This window comes from Heyndrickxia sp. FSL K6-6286, assembly GCF_038630395.1.
Classification (GTDB): Bacteria; Bacillota; Bacilli; order Bacillales; family Bacillaceae_C; genus Heyndrickxia; species Heyndrickxia oleronia.
Genome location: NZ_CP152029.1, coordinates 3977563 through 4001104, shown reverse-complemented (window position 1 = coordinate 4001104; position 23542 = coordinate 3977563). Strand labels below are relative to the sequence as shown.

Genomic DNA, 23542 nt, shown 5'->3' with positions numbered 1-23542 from the left:
ATACTTTGTTTATATTTAAGGTATTTGTTGAGTGAATAAGTGTCGGTTCGACTGCTTTGATTTTCCTCATCATTTTAATTCCATCTAAATCGGAATTAAAATGTCACACCCGAGTATAAATCTTTTCCCCAAGTCAAGACCATGAAAAGTGTGATGGTCTTGTTGGCAGAACAACATATGTTGTTACAAGTATAGCTGAGGCTATTTGTGTTTAGCTAACCTCAACTAGCCTAAGCAAGGCAATAAAGATCATTTTTCACCCAAGAAATCTCCCTTCCATATATTGCTTTCCCTAAAAAAGTGAAGCTATGAAGCTTGTGTTTATAAAGAGGAATATTTAACTTATATCCAACCTTTTTTCCAATATTGACACTTGAATTAATATCTCTCATTAATGAGGTCCCACAGTTTTCACATGTAAAGCTACGTATATGGGGATCTCTTTTTCTCATATATCCGCAAACACAGCATTCTTTGGTAGTGTTATATTCATCAGATATTAAAAAATACTTACCACGTTTAGTTGCAACCCATTTTAAGATGCTACGGAATTTACCGATTTGTTCTTGGTTCAACATACTTCTTTTCATATTTTTGAAGGGAGCATGTTTATTGGTAGGAGTATAGTCACCAATGATAACTAGATCGTATCTATCGTACAAAGCATGGGCAATAGAATACAACGCTGTCTTAATTTGTTCTCGACGTTTGTTGTATGCTCTATTCACTGCAGAGTTTAATTTATTCCAACGTGGACTGTGAGTTGTATAAGAATTTCCATATTTGCTTTTTTTCGTTTTGTATTGTTTTACGCAAATATCTCGTTTGGCTTTTAGTTGATCTATTTTTTTATCCCAATAATTAATCATTAAAAGCTTCTTAAATTCAATAGAATTACCTTCATCGTCTACACCAACAAAGAAGTTTTTATGGTTAGGATCTAAGGAAATCCATTTTATATTATCTGGAAAATCGCGTTCCTGTTTAATTAATGAAGGTTTTTGAGGTAAGGGTTCATTTATCTTTTTAGATCTAATGCACTGAACTCGAAAGTTTGACATTGCTTTTTTATATTCAATTTCTGTTTTTGAGCAGCGTTCTATGGTGAAGATTGCAAAGAACTTATCGCCTTGTTGCTTGCAAAGGCTAAACGTTTTTAATCCTTCTCCATTACCTAACTCTAATTTTTCTTTCAACTTCCCAATAATAGAAGGATTTTTTTTACCTTTTTGCTTTGGTAATCCAGGTACTTTGCCTAATGAAATAGAAACTGCTTTTCCTTCTTTTTGAATTTCCCAGCCTTTGTTTGGCTCATCAAAAACAAGACTAAACCATTTTTTTCTCCAGCTCCTATGTTTAGGATATCTAGTATCTCCTTTAAAAAAGCTCTTATATGCTTTAAACAATCTTGTAGATGGTTCCTTTAACACAGAAGAGAAGACGGAGTTTAAGAATGGATGACTCTTTTTTAAAGAAACTCCGTAGTTACGCAGGTTTCTCCCCTCTAAAAGTTTTAAAGAATTATTATTTTCATAGTAATCCTTTTGGCAAGCATCTAATAGTTGATTATATAGCCAATTGCAAATTTTGCTCTGGCCATCAAGTATCAGTTCATCCTTTTTGGAAAACTCAATTTGGATCTTCTTGGTGTAGGTTAGACTCATAATTTTCACCTCCCACTAAAGAGAACATTTGTTCTATTGGTTTTATATTAACAAAAGTTGTGTGAAGTGTTCAACCTTTAAATTATGTTATTATCAATACTTTTTACACGAAGGAAGTGAATATCCTACTTGTGATAACCAAATTAGTGGAAAGTTGGATTATAAAAGTAAAAATTTAAAAAGTTAAAGATTTATAGGGGCTAAAAAGCAGGCAGAAAGCGTGTTCAATAAAAAATTTGTAGTTTCGCAGAATTTCACTGCAGGGTCTCGACAGGTACATATCAAGTTCGATTGTGGTGTTAGCGCACAACATCCTGAATTAAAGGATAGCCACTAGCTATTTTCAGAGAGCAAACTAAAAAATACAAAAGAAAGTGGAGCAAAACGACTGGTTTTCCTCCACTTTCTTTATACTAATAGGATAGTTCCAACTTTTAAATAATATTCAAACTAAAAACTGTATTGGAATATGTAATTCTAGCATTTAGAGTATATCTTACTTTCAATACCAAATAATTTCATATCATGTACTCCTAATTTCCCAGCTAAAAAATTTACATCTTGATTGAGAGTTTTTATTTCCTTTTCAATTTTATTTATTTTTATTAGAGTATCTTCAGATTGTTTTACTTCTTCTGAATCAAGAAACTGTTTTATTTTATAAAGTTCTTCACTAACAGTGTCAAAACGTTTATCAAATTGTTTTTCTAAAGAGTCAAAGCGTTTTTCTATACTTGATTTTAGTTCTGTAATTGCTAAAAGGATTTCTTTGTTTTCCATAAATATTTCCACCTTTTTATTAATATGAAATATAATTTTTTTCTACATTAAGTAGCTAGTTAATCTTGTAAGGTATTCTATTGCTGAAGATTTTTTAATTTCACTTTTCTAAACTCCTTGCTGTATCTATAAATTACAAAGTTTTAGAATAAGATGTCAATAGGCGTTGCTCATATTAGAACTATTTTTTGATTTGTTTTACAAGAAAATAAAAGTTAGGATTTTATTGTTATTATACAATTTGCAATAGGTATTGCTCGATATTATACGCCATCTTAGTAGAATTCAGATCATTTAATAATTGAATAGCTTGTTTTATTTTTGCAATGCCTTCTTCTTTGTTGCCAGTTCTGATGTCGTAGGCACCCTTTAACTCTAATAAATGTACTCTTTCCATTAAGTTGCTTTCGGGAATGGTAATCGTCTCAAGATACGATATAAACTCACTAAATTCCTTTTGAAATGTAAATTCTTCGTGAAATCGATTCACAGGACCAAGCAAATAGATAATGGTATTAAAAAGCACAGCTGTAATCGCATCATTCACCTTTTTATAGTCTCTAAATCGAGCACTTTTCTCATAAGCGGTTCTGGATAGCATAATGACCATATCTGGCTGGAGTAATAGTAACGTTCCATTATACAGTGATAATTCATAATAACCCCAGACCTCTACCCGAAATAAATAATCGGATAGAAGGCTTAAATCATACTCCTGTATTCGATCGATGGTATATTGTGTATCTACTATACTTTCATATACCTCTATTAATAGAGCATTAAAATGATAAGTTTCTACACCGTATTGCTTCCACTTCTTTAACGCCTTGTTTTTTAGCTGCTTAAGTTGTTTCACGTCCCTATTTAAATAAGCAGTTCGCGCTGTTTTAAAAAATTGTTCAAGTTTATCAGGCTGAAAATCTTGATGTATGTATAAGAACTCATCAAAGTTCATTATTAACTTATCCAATAATCTTGCCATGAGACCAAGAGTTATATCAGAATCCCCACGTTCAAATTTTGATAAAAAAGAAACAGAACAGATGTTTTCTGCTAATTCCTTTAAAGTTATTCCTTTTTGTTTTCGTATCAATCTTAGTGTTTTACCGTATTCCTCCGCCACTTAACTTCCCCCTGAAAGATAAGAATTCCACTATATGATAATTTTAAAAATCCATTGTTTAGCTGAGTATACAATAAAGTCAGAAAAATGAATATATCATTTAGGAGGGTACAAAAATGGGAAAATTATTAATTAAAAATGGAATGATTATCGATGTGGAAAATGGAGTATCTTTTATAGGAGCAATTGAAGTAGAAGGAAATAAGATAAAAAGAATCATGAAGCAGGATGAAGTGTTACCTGAGGGCATAGAGACGATTGATGCTAAAGGAAAATATATTATTCCGGGTCTAATCGATATGCATTGTCATATTAATGAGAGATTCGCACCCCATTTTGTAGCTTCAGGGATAACGACAGTACGAAATGCAGCAGGTAATGTCAACTTACTTCAAAACTTAATTGATAAACCTGATCATGCGCCGACACCAAGAGTGTACGCATCAGATAGAATGATTGACGGTACACCTGGACAATGGGGTCCAACAAGTTATGGTAATTTTGTAACAGATGACCCAGAAGAGGCAAGGAAAGAAGTTCGTAGACAAGTTGAAGTGGGAGCGAAATTTATTAAACTGTATGGTTGGATAAAAAGAGACGTTATGGAAGCGGCAGTCGATGAGGCGAAGAAATATAACTTAGAAGTAGCCTGTGATTTAATGAATTCAAAGGAGTTAACTATTTTAGATGCAGCTGAGTTAGGGGTAAATTGGATTGAACATATATCTGGTTTTGCACAAGAGATGTACAAAGGTTGGAATCCATTAGTAGACCAAGAGGAATGGAGTCATATCGATTGGGATAACCCAGATCAAGAAAAAATAAAGGGAATTTGTGAGAAAATTCTGGGATACAATGTAAAACTATGCCCAACAATGGTAGTTTTTGATCAATCTATGAAATATCCTGACATCTGGTCACCTAAAAATCATGTAGTAGAATCCACATTAAATGTAAATTACCTTATGCAATACTGGAAAGATAATGCGGAATATGTAGAGTCTATAAAATCCAGAACTGCAATTATAAATAATTTACCGAAATAGAGGCTCTACAAGCAGCAACAGTGAATGCGGCTAAGTCTATTCAACTAGATTACATTGGAACACTCCAAGAAGGAAAAATTGCTGACCTAGTCATCTTAAACAAGAATCCATTAGAAAATATTAAACATACCCAGGATATTAATTTGATCGTTAAAGGTGGAAAAGTATACAGTCAAGAGGAAATTCTAAGTAGTATACCAAGTGAAGAAGAAGTTAATAAATCAATGCAAGCTTTTATCGAGGAATGGGAAGAGGCAAGTGTAAAATAAGTATTGGGATTATTAATATGGAAATTTCTTTAGTGATGATATGTTAGAAAAACATAAAACTTTTTCGCCTTTAACTAATTTATATATTTTGATGTAGGAATTATAATCGTCTTAGCTATAATTAAATGTTGTAAGAAAAATAAAAGTAGTTTTGATTAAGAGGTTAATACATGGAGAACTTGGTACATTATATTTATACTTGCCTGGGTGTAATAGTCGGTATATATATTTTTATTACAAAAAGGGATTCTCGAAAATCACTTTTAATGATCTTGTTATCTTTAATTGCTTTTTACAGTAGTGCATATGTGTTGTATTTTTTAACTAAGCCAATTAATTTAATTTGCACAGGATTAATACTTGTTCTTTGGATTATTGTACTCCGACTAGTTAAAAAGTTTAATTCAAATAAAGAGCAATTTTTCTGGAATATTTGTGTAATCTATGTAGCAATCTATCATATCTTGCATTATATCTTCGACCCGACTGCTCACAAAAATATAATGTATGCTTTTGTGTTTGTTATCTATACAAATGTTGGTATTCTTTTACTTGGTTTGTATTATTTTTTAAGAGTTTACAAAAAATAATTTTTCTTGAATAGTTCCTTTTTAGACCTTCAACCCTGAAGGTCTTTTTCATATTTGTAATTAATATTTCGGTTAAAGATTGTAAAAGTAGAGCATGACTTAAATTAACAAATCGATGAATTATAATAAGAAGCGGATTCAATATGAGTAAGGGAAAACTCTTATCTATGTTAGTGTTACTATCGTTGAACAGAACGAACAAAGACAGGTAAAATCTATTGAAGAGAGAGCCCACGTAGAGAAATATTATATGCGTGAAGGAGATATCATTATCATTAATAATTTTTCACGACTTGATAGAAGTACAAAGGATTTATTTGAATTGGTAGAGTAGTATGGGGAACTGATTTACAGAATATGCACCACAAACTTTCTCCTTATGAAAGCCTTAAAAGGTAGCAAAATAAAAAGAATTAATGCAAAATTTGATATAATGTGACTATAAGACTAGGATAATTTTGGTCATGCAGAAAAGAAAATATTTAATCTGATCAACTTTGATTATGTAGAAAGTACTCAAGATCAAGAAATGATAAATTAATTTTTTGATTATGACTATTTGTTGATAGTTACGAGGGGGGATTAATAAAAATGAATGAAAAAACATATCTGAGTATAGAAGAAATTATTTCATTACCAACCTTATCAGGTACAAACATAAGTGATAATGGCAAAAACGTAGCATTTGTGAAGAAGACAGCTAACTGGAAAGACAATAAGTATAGGAATCATGTGTGGATATATGAAAAAGATAAGGGGCAGTGTTACCCATTAACAACTAAAGATATTGATAGTACATACCCATTATGGTCTCCAGATTCTAGAGATATCGCATACCTTAGCCCAGTTGGTGACGGGGAAAATAAGAAAAATCAGATCTTTGTTAAGTCAATAGATGGTTATAGTGGGGTTCAAATTACTGATGAGAAAGAAGGGGTCAGTCAATTCAAATGGGAGCCTACTGGCAAGGGGGTTTATTATGTAGCACAGTCAAAAGAATCGGAGGAGATAAAGAAACATAAGGAACGATATGGTGATTTCCATCATATAGGTAAGGAATACCAAAATAATTGTTTATATTACATTGGAATAGAAAAAGTAATACAAAATGATAAATATGAACCCAAAAATAGCGTTGTTTATCAACTAACTGATGATAAGGATTTTCATATCCTTGAATTTGATGTTTCAAATGATGGGAAAAAGGTAGTATTTATGGCTACACCAAGCCCAAATATGGGAGATTATATTAATGGAGATCTATACATACTAGATATTAAAGCTGGAGAGCTACAAAAGCTGAATATAGATAAGTTGTTGGGAGGGAGTGTTTGTTTTTCTCCTGAAGGCAGCAAGATATGTTACTCAGCAAGCATAAGGGAGAAGGATTATTATAAGTCCCATATTCAAGACAGTACACTAGAGATATTTGATATTAATAATGGGGAGCTAACTCGACCTTTAATAGATTTTGATAGTACGGTTATTCCATTACGGTGGACAGCTAAAGGAATTTTAATTAGATGGCAGAATAAAACTAATTATCTTATTGGATTGTTATCTGAGGATGGCATTGTGGAAATGCTAAGCGAAAGAGAAGATAGCTTTATAGCAGATGCTTCTATAACAAGGGATGGAAATTATTTAGCTTATAATAAGGCTATAACAAATGAAATCTTTGAAATCTATTTAGACAATAAAAAAATAACGAATGAAAATAGCTTTTTTAATGGAAGGCTTAGAAGTAACAGGGAAATAATTGGATGGCAAAATAGTGAAGGGCATGAAATAGAGGGAGTTTTATCAACCCCAGTAGAGTTTGACGCAAATAAAAAGTATCCATTATTAGTGGTAATCCATCGTGGTCCTGCTTGGGCATCCTTTCCCATATTTTCAGACTGTTTTAATGAGAAATATCCTATTGAACAGTTTATCGAAAAAGGCTTTATCGTTTTAGAACCAAACTACAGGGGAAGTTCTGGTTATGGTAATGAATTCTTAAAAGCAAACTATAGAAAACTGGGAATTGCTAACTACGATGATGTTATATCTGGGGTGGATATACTAGTTGACAAAGGGATGGCAGATAAAGATAGAGTAGGGGTTATGGGATGGAGCAACGGGGGATATATATCAGCTTTCTGTTCTACGTTTAGTAGTAGATTTAAAGCTATTTCAGTTGGAGGTGGAATTACTAATTGGAGTACCCATTATGTAAATACAGATATCCCTTACTTTATTAGGATGTATTTAGGAAATAATCCATGGAATGATCCAGATATATATACTAAAACATCACCAATGACATATATTAAATCAGCCTGTACTCCCACTTTAATCCAACATGGCGAAAAGGATGCAAGAGTGCCAACTCCAAATGCATATGAGCTATATCAAGGATTAAGGGATATGGAAGTTGAAACAGAATTAATAATATTTAAAGGAATGGCATATAGTTCTGACCAGCCAGGAATTAATGTGGCTATTATGAAGCAGAATTTGATGTGGTTTTCACACTATATTCTTGGAGAAAGTATGAAAGATTTTAGGATTTTTATGATTTCCATGTGAAGTTCCACTGTCTATTACTCTAGCAACTACATTGATTTACAATTTTATAGCAGCGTTATGGTATTACGCCCCTTTTACCTTTGTAAGGGTAAGGAAATTGAGATGAAGTTGCTATATATTCAATGCTATTTAGAAGAGTATTTAATATTTATTAAAAATATTTGCTCCTTATCACATACAAGGTATTATTAGTAGAAATAAAATAATGAATGGTCTTATGATTATTATAGTGTGCCAAAAAAGGACATACTAAAAGCATCAATTATCCTTGTTATATCAAGGCTTATGATGAAAAAAGTATTTTCGTTATTAGATATACATGGTTCAAAATCGTGTTCCTTCGGAAGTACCAATTCGCCCCTTGTCATCGGTATTAAAATAGAAGAAGGCCCGGAAATAAATTAAATATAAATATGTATTTCAGGGGCTTTTTCTTTAATGTTAATAACACCTTTTTAATGTGATTGCTTTCAGAAGAGACTAAGATGTTTTTTAATGACATAACAAAAAAGGATTCATTTGGAAAAATGAATCCTTCATTATTTTCTTCGGGATGATACTAAGAATAAATTTGTTATTGGTTTATTTGATACAATAAAAGATCTTTTGTAATTAGGATATTTATTAACAATCTCTTCATAAGTACCCGTATCCTTAATGAACTCTGGTTTGTATATAAAACATTTTGTGTGTTGTATTTGTGTAAATATAGTATCAGTGTGCACCCTATCTGTTCTTTTAAAGGGTTTATTACAAACCATACAATGAGGTTGTACCTTATCAACCACCGAAATATCACCTCCTTCTATCCCTAATATACATCATAAGCACTTTGAATGTTTGATAAAATATTCTTAGCAAGTCATTTGGGCGATAGTAAAAAAATGATTTCCCTTAGGGGTAAATGGATAGGACACATTTTTTGGACAGAACTTTTTAAAGGTCAAGTAGAGATCAACTAATACATTGATAGCATAATTACTCAATGTCTATTTAAAATACAATCAATAGAAGAAGCTTTACTAAGTTCCCAAAGTTTTAGTATACCCTTGATGAAGAAAATGAAATAGAATTTTTAAAGCTTCCATTAAAACGCTTAATGACATGTGAATATATGCAACCGAAAGACACATTAAAAAATGTCTCAATCGTGGGTAACACAGAGCTTGAACCTCTTATACTTATCATGGATAAATGGGGATGATTTGTGGTCAGATTCTGTAAGGAAAAGCTTGTTTGCTGAAATCAAAGTCTTACGATAGTTCTCCAGATTTATGGTCTTTTATTTATTGATTTGTGAATCTTCAAGAGGAAGAGATTAATAAGTTTGGTGTAAATTCAACTTATGGAATACGTAATATTTATAATTTAATATCCAAAATTCACATAAAAGATAATTTAATAAGAACAACCATTCCTTTAATGTAAAAGGAATACCATATTTATGCTGAGAGAAATGAAGTAGCAAAAATCATTAGAGTTGGGGGATAAATTATTACTTAAAAGAGCAGGATAATGAATTTGATTCGTTTGCAATACAAACTTTATACGAAGATAAGCTACTTGTTTTGTTCCTAGGAAGCTAGCAATAATATTTTCATTTCATATGGATATTATGGGAACGGAAATTGAATGCAGAGTCAGAAAGAAAATTTGGAAGAATATACAAGTTTTAACTAGTTATAAATGAATATAGAAAATTAACAAGAAAATATCGAAATCAATAATCCCGTTGGGTGGATTATTTTATAGTAAACAAAATTAACCCTGTTTACTCCAATCTCAAGTTTATAAGCTTCAACTGCTTAACGCGTGCTTATTTAGATTTCCTGTAAATTTTTACAGTTGTTAAAGCATAGATTTTTGGAGGCTTTCTAGTATATTAAGAAGAAGATAAGAGTACGAAAATATTATTATCGCACTCTTATTAAGTTACATAAATGTCAGATATGCAAACTAGTCAACATGTTGCGTAAGAGAACACAACAAGATAAATAGAGTACACCAAAATGTAACACTTTCTTGCATTGTTCACCTAACCAGTGTTTTTTTTTTCGGATTAGCAATGTCCTCTAGCGAAACAAAAACAATTAGAGCGCCCTTAAATGGAATAAATTAGGATCTTATTAAAAAACTATGCTTCTTCAACTAACGCAAAGTTAATTGAACAAAAAATAGTGACCTTACATTCAAACAAATTGATTTTAGTCCATCATTTTATTTTGCATTCTTCGGAAAGCTACTATTATGTAATTTAATTTATTAATCCTAAAATATTTTGTTCAAGGTTTTCTTTATATGCATTAACTTACTCGTGTTAATCAGAATTAATATATATATATTAATCAGTCCAACCTTCGAATAGAATTGCCTCAAGGTTTTCACTTGGATTATTTGGATTGGGGATGTATATTTCAGTTTTCTTCAGTTTTCCACTAGTGAAATGTGGCGAAAAATCAGGTTGTACTTCAAGTGCATTATAATCGTCAACTAGCATAACCACAAATATTTTTGATGCATCAGAAGGAATATCATCTCTTGTAATATATTTACTGAATACTTTATGTGGATGTTCTAATTCGTACATTCCTCGAACTCGTAGATTTGAAAGTTTTAATGGATCAATTCCTTTCGCACGAGCCAATTCTTTAGAAGCAATTAATGTTGCATTTGTGCTCGCTACTGCATCCCTAATCTCATCAATCAGATTTAAATAGGTTGAGCGGTCAGCTACCATTGTATTACCGTAAGCAAACCAAAGTGAAATAAGTTTGTTATTTTGAGTGTTTAAATTCCCAGCAACGTATATTACCCCTTTTCTCTCCCACTCTTCCTCGTTAATATCTCTAGGTAAGTTCTGACTATCTGGATAGATATAATCTTTTGGATACGAACTGTTTAACGCTAGAGAAGAATAGCTCTGATTATTTAGTTTTTTCGGTTCAACACCAACTCCACCCCTAATAATAAAATCAGGGAAGTTAGAAGAATTACCTGTCCAACTTAGATATTCATTGTATTTCCTCATTTTTTCATGTTCGTACTGGTATTGACTAGCACCTGTGCAAAACATATCTTTTACGAAAAATTCAAGGCTATCTCCTGCAGCATTTGCTGTACCGTTTGACCGAAAAATAGGTGTGAGGATACATGAATTCCTGTCGAGAATGTTCTTTAAAGCTACTAAAACATTTGTTGTAGGTAATTGTGCCATTTCATTTCTCCTTCTGTTTTTTCCTTTATTTTCTCATAGTAATAAAGACTGGCCAAATTCAAGCTATTATGGTAAGATGCTATATATTGAAAAGGAGTGATTTCTTATGGTAGATGTTGAAAGAGAAAAAAGAACTTTTGTGTCTTCGCTTACTTTCACACCCGAAGAAGTACAAAATATTTTGTTCCAGAAAATTCATGAAGAAAACGAACTTGTTCAAACAAATATCACTGAACAAGACAGATTAGAAGAAAAAGAAATGTTAAAAAAGCTGCATTATGTCGAAGGAGCAACGAATATTGTTTCGTTATTTTCGGGTGCGGGCGGCTTAGATTTAGGAGTAGAACTTTCTAGTATGGTCATTCAATTTGGAGAAGAAAAAGCATACAGAGCTTTTGAAAATAAAGAAGACTATTTGAAATTACGTAATAAAGTGAAATGTAATTTTGTTTATTCAAATGATATGTTTACCGCTGCTAATATAAGTTATGTTAATAACTTTGCTCCTACTGTTACTAAAGTCGCAAAGGATATTCGTAAAGTAGCAGAATTCCCAAAATGTAACCTCATGCTCGGCGGATTTCCATGTCCCGGTTTTAGTAGTTCCGGTCCTCGATTACTCGACGATCCACGGAACTTTCTATACGTTCATTATATTCGTGCCTTAGTGCAAAGCACACCTGAATTTTTTGTTGCAGAGAACGTAAAAGGTCTTATGACGATGGCGAGAGGACAAGTTCTTAGTCAAATGATAGAGGACTTTAAAGCTGCGGGTTATTATGTTACTGCTCATTTAGTAAATTCTCGCGATTATGGTGTTCCACAACTTCGCGAACGAGTATTTATTGTTGGAATTCGCAATGATATTTATAAAAAATATGATTTTGAATATGAAGTTCCCGAACCAACTCATGGAGAAGGGAAACTACCATATGTCACTCTGAAAGATACAATTAGTGATTTACCGCTAAATGCTAAAGATGTTTACGAAGGCTCGTTTTCAAGTATGTATATGAGCCGTAATCGTAAAAAGAACTGGAACGAGCAAAGTTTTACTATTCAAGCGAGCGGTAGACAAGCTCCCATGCACCCCCACGGTGATCCTATGAAAAAAATCGGAAAAGATTCTTGGGAATTTCAAGGTGATTTCAATCGTCGTTTATCAGTTCGTGAAGTCGCCCGAATTCAAACCTTTCCTGACTGGTTCGAGTTTTCAAATGGTAATAAAGAAAATGTTACTAATAACCATAAACTTAATGAACAATACAAGCAAGTTGGCAATGCAGTGCCGGTCATACTAGCTGAGAAAATGGTTCGTCCAATTATTAAGTTTTTATATGAAAAAATTATTTAAGTAAGAATTAAATTCAAAATCATATATATTTATCAATGCTCATTCCAATTTATTGGGATGAGTTTTTGATAACCTACAGAATGGAGATAATAGTTTGCAGAGAGTGATTAATCAAAGTCATTTTGTTTCCATACAGTCTCTATCTATCAACATAGCCATACTTTAATGTTCATTATTACCATATTTGACTTTGAATTTTACAAAACGTTTCAAGCTAAACTGCCTCGAAAATTTTAAGTAGTCCAAATGGAACACTTTTTAGAAGTATGGATCTAGTTCAATATCTTGTGCACCAAAAACGTAATAAAGAAACTGAAGCAAAACTGGCAATCTTCCATAAGGGAGGTATTTCTTTTGAATGATAGAGTAACTCCTGCACAACGTATCAATCGCTGAGCCCGTTTTAGACTCACTTTAAATCCTTGAGCTATTAAGGTTTGGTGTATTTTAGATGCCCCAGAACGTCTCAAAGTGCTTGACATGATGAATTTCTTTATGAACATCAATGAACTCGAAGAATTCTGTATCGCTTATTTTCTCGCGAATATGGTCATAGCCTTTTTTAAGATTTCATTCTTCTCTTTTAAACGAAGCATTTCTTTTTGCATTTGCTTCAAATCATTGTGTGTTTTTTTTTCATCTACGGTCGCAATGGGGGAATAAGCCAACGCGAAGCTAGGAAAGGCTACACTACATACACAAAGCCACACTTACACCGACAAGCACCAATTCAAGCAAGCGAGGCACCCCTACCCCACCACGGGGGACGGGGGGCAAGGACAACCGCAAAAGGCCTCCACTAAATTTTTATAATATTTTTTAAACTCAAAAGTTTTCTGACAATATTATATAGATATGGTAAAATAGTACTTTGTAATTAGATATAAAATATAGGAGGGAAAAACTTGTTAGAGAAAATATCTACCGATTATCAAGGATTATTTAACTCATATTATCAAAGAATAAATGAAGAAGTAGATGATTTAAAGATAGAGTTCGGTTATGAAAAGAGGAGTCAATCTTTTGCCCATTGGTATTTAAATAATGTCGAGGGACTAAATGTAAACATCGTTGAAGAATCAATAACTGATGGTCATAATGATTGGGGAATTGATGCAGTAATCATTGATGATGAAAATGAAATCGTAAACCTATATCAATTTAAATTTCCAGATAAAGAGGAGAATATCACTAAGAAAATATCACAAGAAGATATTGCAAGTTTTTTGAGAGGATATAATATTTGTTCAAGTGGTAAGGTTCCAGCTAATGCTAATGAAGATTTAAAGTTGAAGGTTGCTGAAATCGATGAAAGTAATATCTTCTCTTTCAAGTTAACTTTTGTATCGTACACTGATAATTTAAGTGAAACTGCAGAAATTACGCTACATTCTGAACTTGAAAAGATAAAAGGGACAGGAAACAATCTGGAGTGGGTTTTATTAGATAAGAAGGATCTTACGGGTATTCTATATGAGAGGAGTAAGTTACAACAAGAATACACAGTGGAGTTAAAGCAATTTGGTACGAGCACTGGTGTGTTAATGGATGAGGATTCCACCACCTATACTATTTATGCATCTCTACTTGAGTTAGCTGATCTATGTGAACGATACCAAAGTGTTATTTTTGACGAAAACGTAAGACTATTTCACGGTATTGACAATAGGTTTAACAAAGGAATAATAGAAACAGCAACTGGTTCAGATGTAGGTCATTTTCATCTTTACAATAATGGTATAGTCATTGTTTCTCCTAAAGTTCAAAATTCGGATTTAAAAAAGGTTATTAAAATAAAAAATCCGATGGTAGTAAATGGATGTCAGACTTTGAATAGTTTACTGGAAGCGAAACGGCGCGGAAATCTGAAAGAGGGGCTAGTCCAAGTAACCATTATTGATATCAAGGACGCCGCAATAAAACAAAATATATCAATATATCTTAATTCACAAACTGAAATAAAAGATAGTTATCTGATATCGAACTTGCCTATCATTAGGACATTGGAAGAAGATTTAAAAAGGTTAGGGTATTTTTTTGAGAGACAGGCTAATAATCTTGAGTTATTAAAGAAACGTCTTAGTAGAAAAGAAAAGACTCAATTACTAGGGGTGAATAACAATAAAGCTATTGAACTAGATTTAGCTATTCAGTTGCAAGCTAGTTTTTATGAAGGGTTAGCCCCGGTAGCAAAGTTAAATAAAGCTAAGTTATTTGAAAGGAAAAATTTAGAGATTATCCTTAAAAATATAAATGCTACCAGAGTAGCATTTGCATTCGAAGTCTATAATAAAATGATGGGAAGGATTAGTGAATACAGGAGTTACAGAAGAAACAGAAAAAATAAGAATATACTCAAGTACCTTAATATTAAGGCTAAAGAGATCAATGATTATTCATTTTTAAATACTGGGGATTTTTTCCTGATATCTACTTTTTCTGTAATTAGTCAAAAAAGGTATGGAAAATTACCTATAATAGGTGAAAAAGGAAAAGTAGATTTCACAAAGTGGTCCGATCAAGTGTTGAATGCATTTGATGACATCTTTAGAGAAAGTGTACAAATTATGTTTAAATGCCTAACAGAGGATTCAAGTGGAAAACAGATTGCTACTTTAACTAAAAGTCAAGCATTCCATAAGGCACTAATTCAAAAGGTAAATGAAAGATATTCATCTGGTAAATAATTAGATTAACGAGGAAACATTTTATTAAAGAAAGTGATTATCAAATATATATAGACGATCAAATTCGCTGACCACTCGAATTATAATAGTTTGGTATAATAAGGAATGGTGTAATGTAGATAATAAATTTTCTGTCATTCAATGTAATTGAATTATTAAAAGCAGCAACAATAATGGAGAAGGACAGAGGATTTATTAAAAATGATTGATCGCTTTGGAAAGTATCACCTAATGGTATTAGTTCAATTATCGTATTAAGTGTTTCAGTAAGTACCATAATTCACTGTTGAACAAACGTTAATATCTCGATATCTCACCATTAATTTACTGATAAAACAAAAAGGAATCACGACTCAAAATCTTGTTCCTTCGGGAGTACCAGTTCACCTTGGACCGGTATTAACTCATCGCTTAACAATGTGATGAAATCAACGTTTCTTACACTTATAAGGAAGATAGATATTTGTAACTGCCACGTAGAAATGTACACTTTATTATCCAATAATGCTAAATTCGAATAAAAAATTTTTTCCAGTAGAGCCGTGCACTTTATTTGGAGAGGCAGGCATGATAACCCCACTTCGGATGAACTGGATTCCTTGATACATTTGGCTTCGCGGCTCATAATCATGTCCGCAGAGGCTCTAAGTAAAGTGACACAATGCATGAACAAACTTCTAGTAAAGTGTTTACTCCTGATAAACAAAAAATGTAAAAAGTTATCAGGCGGTTACGATATTCCATATTTTTAAAGAATATATTTATATTATGACAATTATCTATATATAATGACAATATCAATAACTCTAAAATTTTAGTGGTATAATTAGGTAAGAGTTCACTTCGAAAGAAATAGAGGAGATTCATATGAATGTTATATTAGATGAAGGGATGAAACTCGAAAACGTTAATAGATTGAGTAACTGGATTCTTGAAAAGAAAAACACTTGTGTTATTTCTGATGATTCTAATTTATTTCTGCAATTAATAATTCAAAATGCCTTAGACTTTGAATTTAATTTTAAAATGAAAGAAAATCCTAGTATTAGAACTAGAGTTTTAATTATAACAAGGGATAATTCAATGGTTGAAAGTTTACAAAATATAAGTATAAATACTAATCAAATTATTGAATATAGTAATCAATATGGAAAACACCTTAGAGATAAAGGGGTGTTTTGCGATATTGATAGCAAAAAATTTAGTTTTGTTTATTGGAATTATTACCTAAGATTATACTTCAATGACAATATTCCTTCTGAGATCCCCTTAAATTATGTTTTTCCAATAGCAAAAGGGCGTAAAGATTTTCATACTTTTTCAAGAGGGGAAAGAAATAAATTTGGAAGATATGATAATTCTCTTCCGCCATTTTTTGTTTTTAGCGATGTACTGAGCACAGCATATGACAAAGAATTAAATTTTGATTATATATTTATCGATGGAGCGTCCATAAAGAAACAAATTTCACATAGTTCTTTAACTTCCCCGAGTTTAATTTTTTTTGATAATAGTTTTGATTTTAGACTACCATATGTTTTAAACCATGAAACTAAGTTATTTTCTTTTGAATCAATACAAAGTGAAAAAATAAGAATTAAGTGCGTAGATGCAGAATTTGATGAAACTTTGGAGATAGCATTTGATAAATCCCAAAAGCTAAAAAGCAAAGGATTTTCAAATATTGATTTAAAGGTAATAATCAAAATATTACATAATGTTATTAGAACTTGTTTAGATGGGGTGGAATATGATTTCTTAGCAAAATATGATTCTAAATTTGATAGGATTAAAGATTTACTTGATGAACTAAAGGAAAGTGATAATCGATTCAGCGATCAGGATTTTGAAGACGTTATAAAGTTAATTGAGGATATTTATAATAAACACAACTTAGATTCCAGTTGTCCAAAATACGATAAAATTGAAGAATTATTAGATTCCTTATTAGCTAGGGGTGAAAAGATTTTAATAATAGTGTCTAGCAAAATTGACAGTTTAGGTTTGAAAGAAAAATTATCACGTAAATTGAGAAAAGATATAAATGAATTAAATGATATAGGTATAGAGATTGTAACATTTTCTAATAGTTTAAAGATGGAAATAATGGATTTTGATCATGTTTTAGTAACATCGGCCATTAGATTTAGTGATTTAGTAGTATTATCAAAAAAATTGGGAAGAAGAGTCACAGTAATACTATATCAGTTGGAATTGAGAGAACTAAAATCCAAACTATTACAATTATCGTCACATGAAAATTCTCTTTTCAGTTTAGGTTTAAGTAATGATAAAGAGCTAATTTACAAAAAAATTTATAGTAAGTTGAAAAATGCTGATACACGAGGTAAAAATGTACAATTAGATATAGAACTGTCGAAATTTTTAGAAGCAATAGAGTCGGGAACTATTGATTATTCTGTCAGATTACATAAATCCTATAAGGGTGAAAATGCTACAAAAGTAATATTAGCATCCTTTGAAGATGGAAGTAGAATGTTTTTACGTCCAGGGGCGTTAGTTCAGTTTAGGGACATATCAAATAAGAAGATTGAAAAAAAATATGTACGTGAATTAAAAAATAAAAATGAAATTATTCTGATTGATGGGGATGCTAGGGAGGATTTATACAAGATTTTTATACAAAGTGTAAATAGAAAATCAAACACATTAAGACATTACGAGGTTATACAAAAGTGGCGTCATTTGTATGAAGATAAATTCATATTTCTAAAACTTGATGATAATCAGTTGTTCGAAAGAATGAAAAAAAAAGGATGGAACAAAACGACACAAGGTATTTTAAAAAATTGGAGAAGTGGATATAGTTTTGGTCCAAGAGATAAAAAAGATATTAAGGTTTTAGGTGAGGCTTTAGGTATAAAGGAATTTATTGTTGAGATAGATTTTTATTATAACTCTATGAGATATATACGAGGTGAAAGAAGAGCTACTGCCAAATTATTAAATAAAATTATTTATTATAGTAATCACAAAATTAATGTGGAAGATTCAGTATTGTTGGAAAGGTATAATCTTACCTTAGATGAGGTAAAAGAAGCAATTACAATAAAAAAGGTAAGGAATATCTCAGAGAATTTTTATTTTGTAAAGCCATCTGAAATTGGACTGCTATTTTAAATACTAGAGGTGATATATATGAGTAGTAAAATTTACTCTGAAGTTAGGAGCATTATAGTTAATGAGCTTCAACGTGATTTATATGGACCTAATTATGATGAAATGGATATTTTGAAAGAAGCACCTTCTCAAGCATATTTAACTGGGATTTTGTATCCACAAGATGCGGAGAATAATGAGGAGGAAGAATTAGCCGATATTCTTCTTACAGAAAAAAATGATAATGAGAATTTAGAAAATCATGATGATGATGAAGAAATTGAAAAAGAAAACATTAATACAAATCTTGTAACTAATAAACGACAAAATTCGCTAGGTATTAAATGTTATGTTACCAATAAAATTGATAAGATCAAAGCTCTAGTTAGATGGGGAGAATATGAAAAGTCTACAAAATATGATGATGAGAAGAAGAAAAATGTCCCAATATGGACAAGGAAAGTTATTACACATCCTATTGATATTGATTTAAGGCAAGATTATTTCAGGAAAGAGTTATCAAATAAGATATTTTTAATAGCTAGTAAAATTCAAATCAAAAATACAAATAATTATTTAGTCTCTGTTTTTATATTAAATAAAAATGTTGATAAAACTAATATGAAGACTATATATCAGGTAAGTCTAAAATTATCTGATTATGAAAATAGACGTATTTTCATAAGTGAAAATACTGTAAGGCACGATCAAACTGATTTTCAGGAGTTTTTATATAGAAATAAACCGATATTTGCAAAAGGATTCGGATGTGCCGTTGAGTGGTCAAATTATAATTCACAAAGTGCAGGGGTTTTAAAGACAGCATTTATTCCGACCCATGAAGTTGAGGGTATGAGTACAGAATTAGCTGTTGATCCAAATTTGACAGAATTACCGCCTAATTATTTTTCAATAAAGCAATTTGCAACAGAAAGTAACAAAGAGAACCTTATTAAGAAATTGACGAATTTGGCAAATAGATATGAACGCTGGATTGAGAAGCTCCCTATTAATTTGATTGAAGATAAAAAATCAGCCGTAGAGGCTATTAATAAATGTAAATTTTCATTAACAAGAATAAAAGAAGGAATTGAAATACTTTCTAATAATGAAAATGCATTTAAAGCTTTTAAATTTATGAATGAAGTAATGCATACTCAAGCCAGTATGAAAAACTTTTCCAAAAACAATTTAAAGACAACATTGTTAGAAGAATTGGAAAAAGAGAATTTTGCTTGGAGGCCCTTCCAGTTAGCTTTTATTCTTTTAAATATAAAGGGGATTGTATCCCCAGAATCTAAGGATAGAGAAATTGTAGATTTATTGTGGTTTCCAACAGGTGGAGGAAAAACGGAAGCTTATTTAGGAATTATTTCATTTTTATTAGGTTATCGGCGTTTAACAAATGATATATCCTCTGAATATGAGAAAGATGGAGGGGTAACTGTAATCCTTAGATATACATTAAGATTACTAACTACACAACAACGTGATCGCCTAATGAGATTAATAGCTGCGGCAGAGTATATTAGGGCAATAAATCCTCATTTATATGGAAGTAGTGAATTCTCAATTGGATTTTGGGTTGGGAGCAATGTCACTGCTAACAAATTTGATGATTTGAAAGTAAATAATTACAATGAAGTTTGGCAGGTAGAAAATGAATATAGAAAGATAAAAAAGCAAGTTATTGAGTGTCCATGTTGTGGAACAAAGGATCCAGATTATAGGTTCCTTCCAAACTCACATCCTTCTACATCGAAAACAGGGGTAGAAATTCGCTGTAAAAATAAATCATGTTATTATTCTGGACATCATATTCCCGCTTATTTAATTGATGAAGAAATTTACAGAAAAGCACCATCAATAATTATTTCAACTGTCGATAAGTTTGCTAGACTTCCTTGGGATGAGAAAACAGCTACATTATTTGGAAAGGTAAGTAGATTTTGTGAGAAATGTGGTTATATTGCAGAAGGAGAGCCACATCCTAATTCTCATCGGAATCCAAATGCAAAAGTAAAATCAATAAAACCATTTTACCCACCTGAGTTAATTATTCAGGATGAGTTACATTTAATCACTGGTCCACTAGGTACAGTATATGGATTATATGAAACAGCTATTGAAAAATTGGCAACAGCAACTGTGAATGGAAAGGAAATATTACCGAAATATGTTGCTGCAACAGCAACAATACGAAACGCTGAAGAACAAGTGAAAAAAGTCTTTGGTAGATTAAAATCAAATCAATTTCCACCAGCAGGATTAGGTGTTGAAGATTCATTTTTTGGGAGAGAGGTTCCACTTGATGAATTCCCGTTTAGATTATATACAGGTATATGTGTAAGTGGGCACTCAATGAAAACAGTTATACTCAGAGTATATGCGGTATTACTGCAAGTTTCGGAAACCTTAATAACAGATGAAAAATATACTCAATTTGCTAATTATGTAGATCCTTATAGAACATTGATAGGATACTTTAATAGTGTTAGAGAATTAGGAGGAGCAGTTAGATTACTTGATGATGACGTTCGAAAGAGAATTCAAACGATAAAGAAAAAATATGGATATCCAAAAGAACGTTATATAAATAGAAATGAAGAGTTAACATCACGTGTACCTTCTTATCGAATTCCAAAGGTATTAGAATTACTAGAAAAATCATTAGGTGACAATGAATTAGATGTAGTTTTAGCGACAAATATGATTTCAGTCGGAATGGATGTGGACCGCTTAGGGTTAATGGTGGTTAATGGTCAACCAAAACAAACTTCTGAGTATATTCAAGCTTCTAGTCGTGTAGGAAGAAGCAAACCAGGGTTAGTAATCACGGTATATAACCCATATAGACCAAGGGATTTGTCACATTATGAGAATTTTAAGGGTTACCATAGCAGACTATACCATTTCGTAGAAGGAACTACGGCAACACCTTTTGCAGCAAGGGCAAGAGATAGGGCCCTGCATGCATTATTAATATCTGTTTTAAGGTTAAATGATACTAATTTAGCAAAAAATGAGGATGCAGTTAATATTATCAATGCAGACATTTCTGAATTAAAACAGTTTATTATAAATCGCGTAAGTATTTCAGATATGAAAAACAAATTTGATACGGAAAGAGATATCCATAAAATATTGGACAAATGGATTGAATTAGCTACTAAAAACAGTGAATTGAAGTATTACTTTTATCCTAGTAAAAAGCAATTAGAAAAAGAGGAAGTCCGTTTACTATCAAGATTTAATGATATTACTCCGAAGAATAAAGATGAGTTCGACACATTAGATTCTATGAGGCATATTGAAAGTACCTCTAAAATTTTCATTAAGGATGGGTGGAATAATTTATGAAAAATGAGGTAGGAGAAGTTCGTCCGGGACAATTAATCACTACATATGGACCTGGAGCTATTATGGATTCGGTTAATGATTCATTAGTGATTTTAGATATTACTTTTTGGAAGAAAAGTTTACAACCAATCCATGATAGTAGATTAGCTAGTTTTTTACATAAAGAAATGTTTAGAAAAATACCTGCTAAAGGAAAAAATGACTTACCTGCTATACCTTTCCCGAATTTTCATGTGTGTTCAAATAATAAATGCAGACGCTTATTTGATATTAGAGAAAGTTTTAATATGGAGAGTTATTTAGAAAAAGGTCCAATATGTCCAGAATGTGAAAAGAAAGCCTATCCATCACGATTTGTCATTTCGTGTAATGGTGGAAATCATTTGGACGATTTCCCTTGGAGTTGGTGGGCACATCAAAAATCGGAGAATTTTAGCTGTAATGGTAAGTTAAAATTAACCAATTCAGGAAACAATTCAGGGCTTTCATCGATGATCGTATCATGTGAAAAATGTGGAGATTGGAATCATATGGGAGCAGCCACTCAAAAGTCTTCTTTTGCTAATAAAGGATTAAATTGTACAGGAAACCATCCACATCGATTAAACGAAAAGTTACCTTGTAATGGGGAGCTTATACCACTTCAACGAGGTGCTTCAAATGTTTATTTTCCTGTATTGAGAAGTGCAATATCAATTCCTGAAAAGAAAAATATGAAAAAAGAAAAAATTATAGAGTTAGAAGATGATTTAAATCTTGCAGAAAAGTTATTTGGAGAAACAGGATTAAAAAGGGTTTATGAATATAGTCTAAAGGATTCTAATATATTTAGTTCTGCAGAAGATTTTATAGAGAATTGGTTAAAATATAAAAACCAAGAGACATCTAATGGGGATAGTGAAGATTTTAAAAGATATGAACAAATTAAAGAACTAGAGTACGAAGCTCTAACTAATCTATCAAAAGCAATTAAGGATGAAAAAACCTTCAAAGCAGAGGAAGTATTAATTCCGGACGATTTACAGAAATACTTTGTTAAAATTGTTAAAGCTCATAGACTTAAAGAAATTCTAGTGTTATTAGGTTTCACTAGAAATGATAGTCCAGAACCCGAGGTAAAGGATCCTGGAAATATTGTCTGGCTAGGTGACCGTCAAACAAAATGGTTGCCAGCGGTAGAAATATTCGGTGAAGGTATATTTATTGAATTTAATCGTAAGAACGTCGAAGAATGGTTAGAAAATAATTATGAGGTTTTTAATAAATCAGAGAAATATAAGAGTATGTATAAAAAATATTTAATCAGGAAAGAGTGGAAACATCAAAGTGATAAAGACGTAATTTATGTACTATTACATACATTATCTCACCTATTAATGAAGCAACTTTCCTTAAAATCTGGTTATTCTTCTTCTGCGATTAAAGAACGTATTTATTATAATGAAAAAATGGCAGGTATTTTGTTATATACTGGTAGTACTGATCAGGAGGGTTCTCTTGGAGGTCTAGTTGAAATGGGAGAAATCTCAAAACTTAGAAAAGTTTTAGTAGGAGCATTAGAGGATGCAAGATTCTGCTCAAATGACCCAAATTGTGCAATACAAGAACCTACAGATGACAATTATATCAACGGTGCATCGTGTTTTGCTTGTACAATGTTACCAGAAACAGCTTGTGAAACAGGGAATATGCTTCTAGATCGATCTTTACTCGTTAAAACAATGGAAAGTAATTTTACTCCTTTCTTTGATGGATTGATTTGAT

At 31.6% G+C, this 23542-nt stretch carries 12 protein-coding genes and 1 pseudogene; 8 read left to right on the top strand and 5 right to left on the bottom strand.

Going from position 1 to position 23542, the window contains the following annotated elements; all coding sequences use genetic code 11:
- Positions 1-230 precede the first annotated feature (230 nt).
- The 3 genes from MHI39_RS20075 to MHI39_RS20065 all read right to left on the bottom strand — a co-directional run bounded on the left by MHI39_RS20075 (position 231) and on the right by MHI39_RS20065 (position 3567).
- Positions 231-1664 carry a transposase gene (locus tag MHI39_RS20075; RefSeq protein WP_342541471.1) on the bottom strand — a complete coding sequence of 478 codons (1434 nt, stop codon included), beginning with the start codon at positions 1662-1664 and terminating at the stop codon, positions 231-233.
- 477 nt (positions 1665-2141) lie between these two features.
- The gene (locus MHI39_RS20070) at positions 2142-2444 is read right to left on the bottom strand and encodes a hypothetical protein (RefSeq protein ID WP_342540039.1); all 303 of its coding nucleotides are present in this window, start codon (positions 2442-2444) and stop codon (positions 2142-2144) included.
- Positions 2445-2676: 232 nt separating this feature from the next.
- Positions 2677-3567, bottom strand: a complete 891-nt coding sequence (locus tag MHI39_RS20065) for a helix-turn-helix domain-containing protein (protein WP_342540038.1) — start codon at positions 3565-3567, stop codon at positions 2677-2679.
- Between the two features lie 116 nt (positions 3568-3683).
- Between MHI39_RS20065 and MHI39_RS20060 the strand changes: the two genes are divergently transcribed.
- The 3 genes from MHI39_RS20060 (at position 3684) to MHI39_RS20050 (ending at position 8043) form a co-directional block, all read left to right on the top strand.
- Positions 3684-4613 carry an amidohydrolase family protein gene (locus tag MHI39_RS20060; RefSeq protein ID WP_342540037.1) on the top strand — a complete coding sequence of 310 codons (930 nt, stop codon included), beginning with the start codon at positions 3684-3686 and terminating at the stop codon, positions 4611-4613.
- Positions 4614-4633: 20 nt separating this feature from the next.
- A complete protein-coding gene (locus tag MHI39_RS20055; RefSeq protein ID WP_342540036.1) occupies positions 4634-4882 on the top strand; it encodes an amidohydrolase family protein in 249 nt (82 codons plus the stop codon).
- Between the two features lie 1175 nt (positions 4883-6057).
- A complete protein-coding gene (locus MHI39_RS20050) occupies positions 6058-8043 on the top strand; it encodes a S9 family peptidase (RefSeq protein WP_342541470.1) in 1986 nt (661 codons plus the stop codon).
- A 2341-nt stretch (positions 8044-10384) separates the two neighbouring features.
- On the opposite strand, the gene MHI39_RS20045 is transcribed toward MHI39_RS20050, so the two are convergent.
- Complete coding sequence (locus tag MHI39_RS20045) at positions 10385-11257, bottom strand: NgoPII family restriction endonuclease (RefSeq protein WP_342540035.1); 873 nt, start codon at positions 11255-11257, stop codon at positions 10385-10387.
- Positions 11258-11363: 106 nt separating this feature from the next.
- Between MHI39_RS20045 and dcm the strand changes: the two genes are divergently transcribed.
- Complete coding sequence (dcm, locus tag MHI39_RS20040) at positions 11364-12611, top strand: DNA (cytosine-5-)-methyltransferase (RefSeq protein ID WP_342540034.1); 1248 nt, start codon at positions 11364-11366, stop codon at positions 12609-12611.
- Between the two features lie 336 nt (positions 12612-12947).
- On the opposite strand, the pseudogene MHI39_RS20035 reads toward dcm, so the two are convergent.
- Positions 12948-13273: pseudogene (locus MHI39_RS20035) on the bottom strand (IS3 family transposase); the annotation flags it as partial.
- A 243-nt stretch (positions 13274-13516) separates the two neighbouring features.
- Between MHI39_RS20035 and MHI39_RS20030 the strand changes: the two are divergent.
- The 4 genes from MHI39_RS20030 (at position 13517) to MHI39_RS20015 (ending at position 23541) form a co-directional block, all read left to right on the top strand.
- Positions 13517-15298 carry an AIPR family protein gene (locus tag MHI39_RS20030; protein ID WP_342540033.1) on the top strand — a complete coding sequence of 594 codons (1782 nt, stop codon included), beginning with the start codon at positions 13517-13519 and terminating at the stop codon, positions 15296-15298.
- An 867-nt stretch (positions 15299-16165) separates the two neighbouring features.
- Positions 16166-18439, top strand: coding sequence for a DISARM system-associated protein DrmE (drmE, locus tag MHI39_RS20025; protein ID WP_342540032.1), 2274 nt, complete (start codon positions 16166-16168; stop codon positions 18437-18439).
- 18 nt (positions 18440-18457) lie between these two features.
- The gene (gene drmA / locus MHI39_RS20020; protein ID WP_342540031.1) at positions 18458-21778 is read left to right on the top strand and encodes a DISARM system helicase DrmA; all 3321 of its coding nucleotides are present in this window, start codon (positions 18458-18460) and stop codon (positions 21776-21778) included.
- Entirely contained in the window at positions 21775-23541 is a 1767-nt protein-coding gene (locus MHI39_RS20015; RefSeq protein WP_342540030.1) for a DUF1998 domain-containing protein, read from the top strand. Before drmA ends, MHI39_RS20015 begins: the two co-directional genes overlap by 4 nt.
- Position 23542: the final 1 nt, after the last annotated feature.

What these genes read in the sequence shown, in the direction of transcription:
- MHI39_RS20075 (WP_342541471.1), bottom strand. Translation starts at nt 1,664, where the DNA reads ATGAGTCTAACCTACACCAAGAAGATCCAAATTGAGTTTTCCAAAAAG.
- MHI39_RS20070 (WP_342540039.1), bottom strand. Translation starts at nt 2,444, where the DNA reads ATGGAAAACAAAGAAATCCTTTTAGCAATTACAGAACTAAAATCAAGT.
- MHI39_RS20060 (WP_342540037.1), top strand. Translation starts at nt 3,684, where the DNA reads ATGGGAAAATTATTAATTAAAAATGGAATGATTATCGATGTGGAAAAT.
- MHI39_RS20045 (WP_342540035.1), bottom strand. Translation starts at nt 11,257, where the DNA reads ATGGCACAATTACCTACAACAAATGTTTTAGTAGCTTTAAAGAACATT.
- dcm (WP_342540034.1), top strand. Translation starts at nt 11,364, where the DNA reads ATGGTAGATGTTGAAAGAGAAAAAAGAACTTTTGTGTCTTCGCTTACT.
- drmE (WP_342540032.1), top strand. Translation starts at nt 16,166, where the DNA reads ATGAATGTTATATTAGATGAAGGGATGAAACTCGAAAACGTTAATAGA.
- drmA (WP_342540031.1), top strand. Translation starts at nt 18,458, where the DNA reads ATGAGTAGTAAAATTTACTCTGAAGTTAGGAGCATTATAGTTAATGAG.
- MHI39_RS20015 (WP_342540030.1), top strand. Translation starts at nt 21,775, where the DNA reads ATGAAAAATGAGGTAGGAGAAGTTCGTCCGGGACAATTAATCACTACA.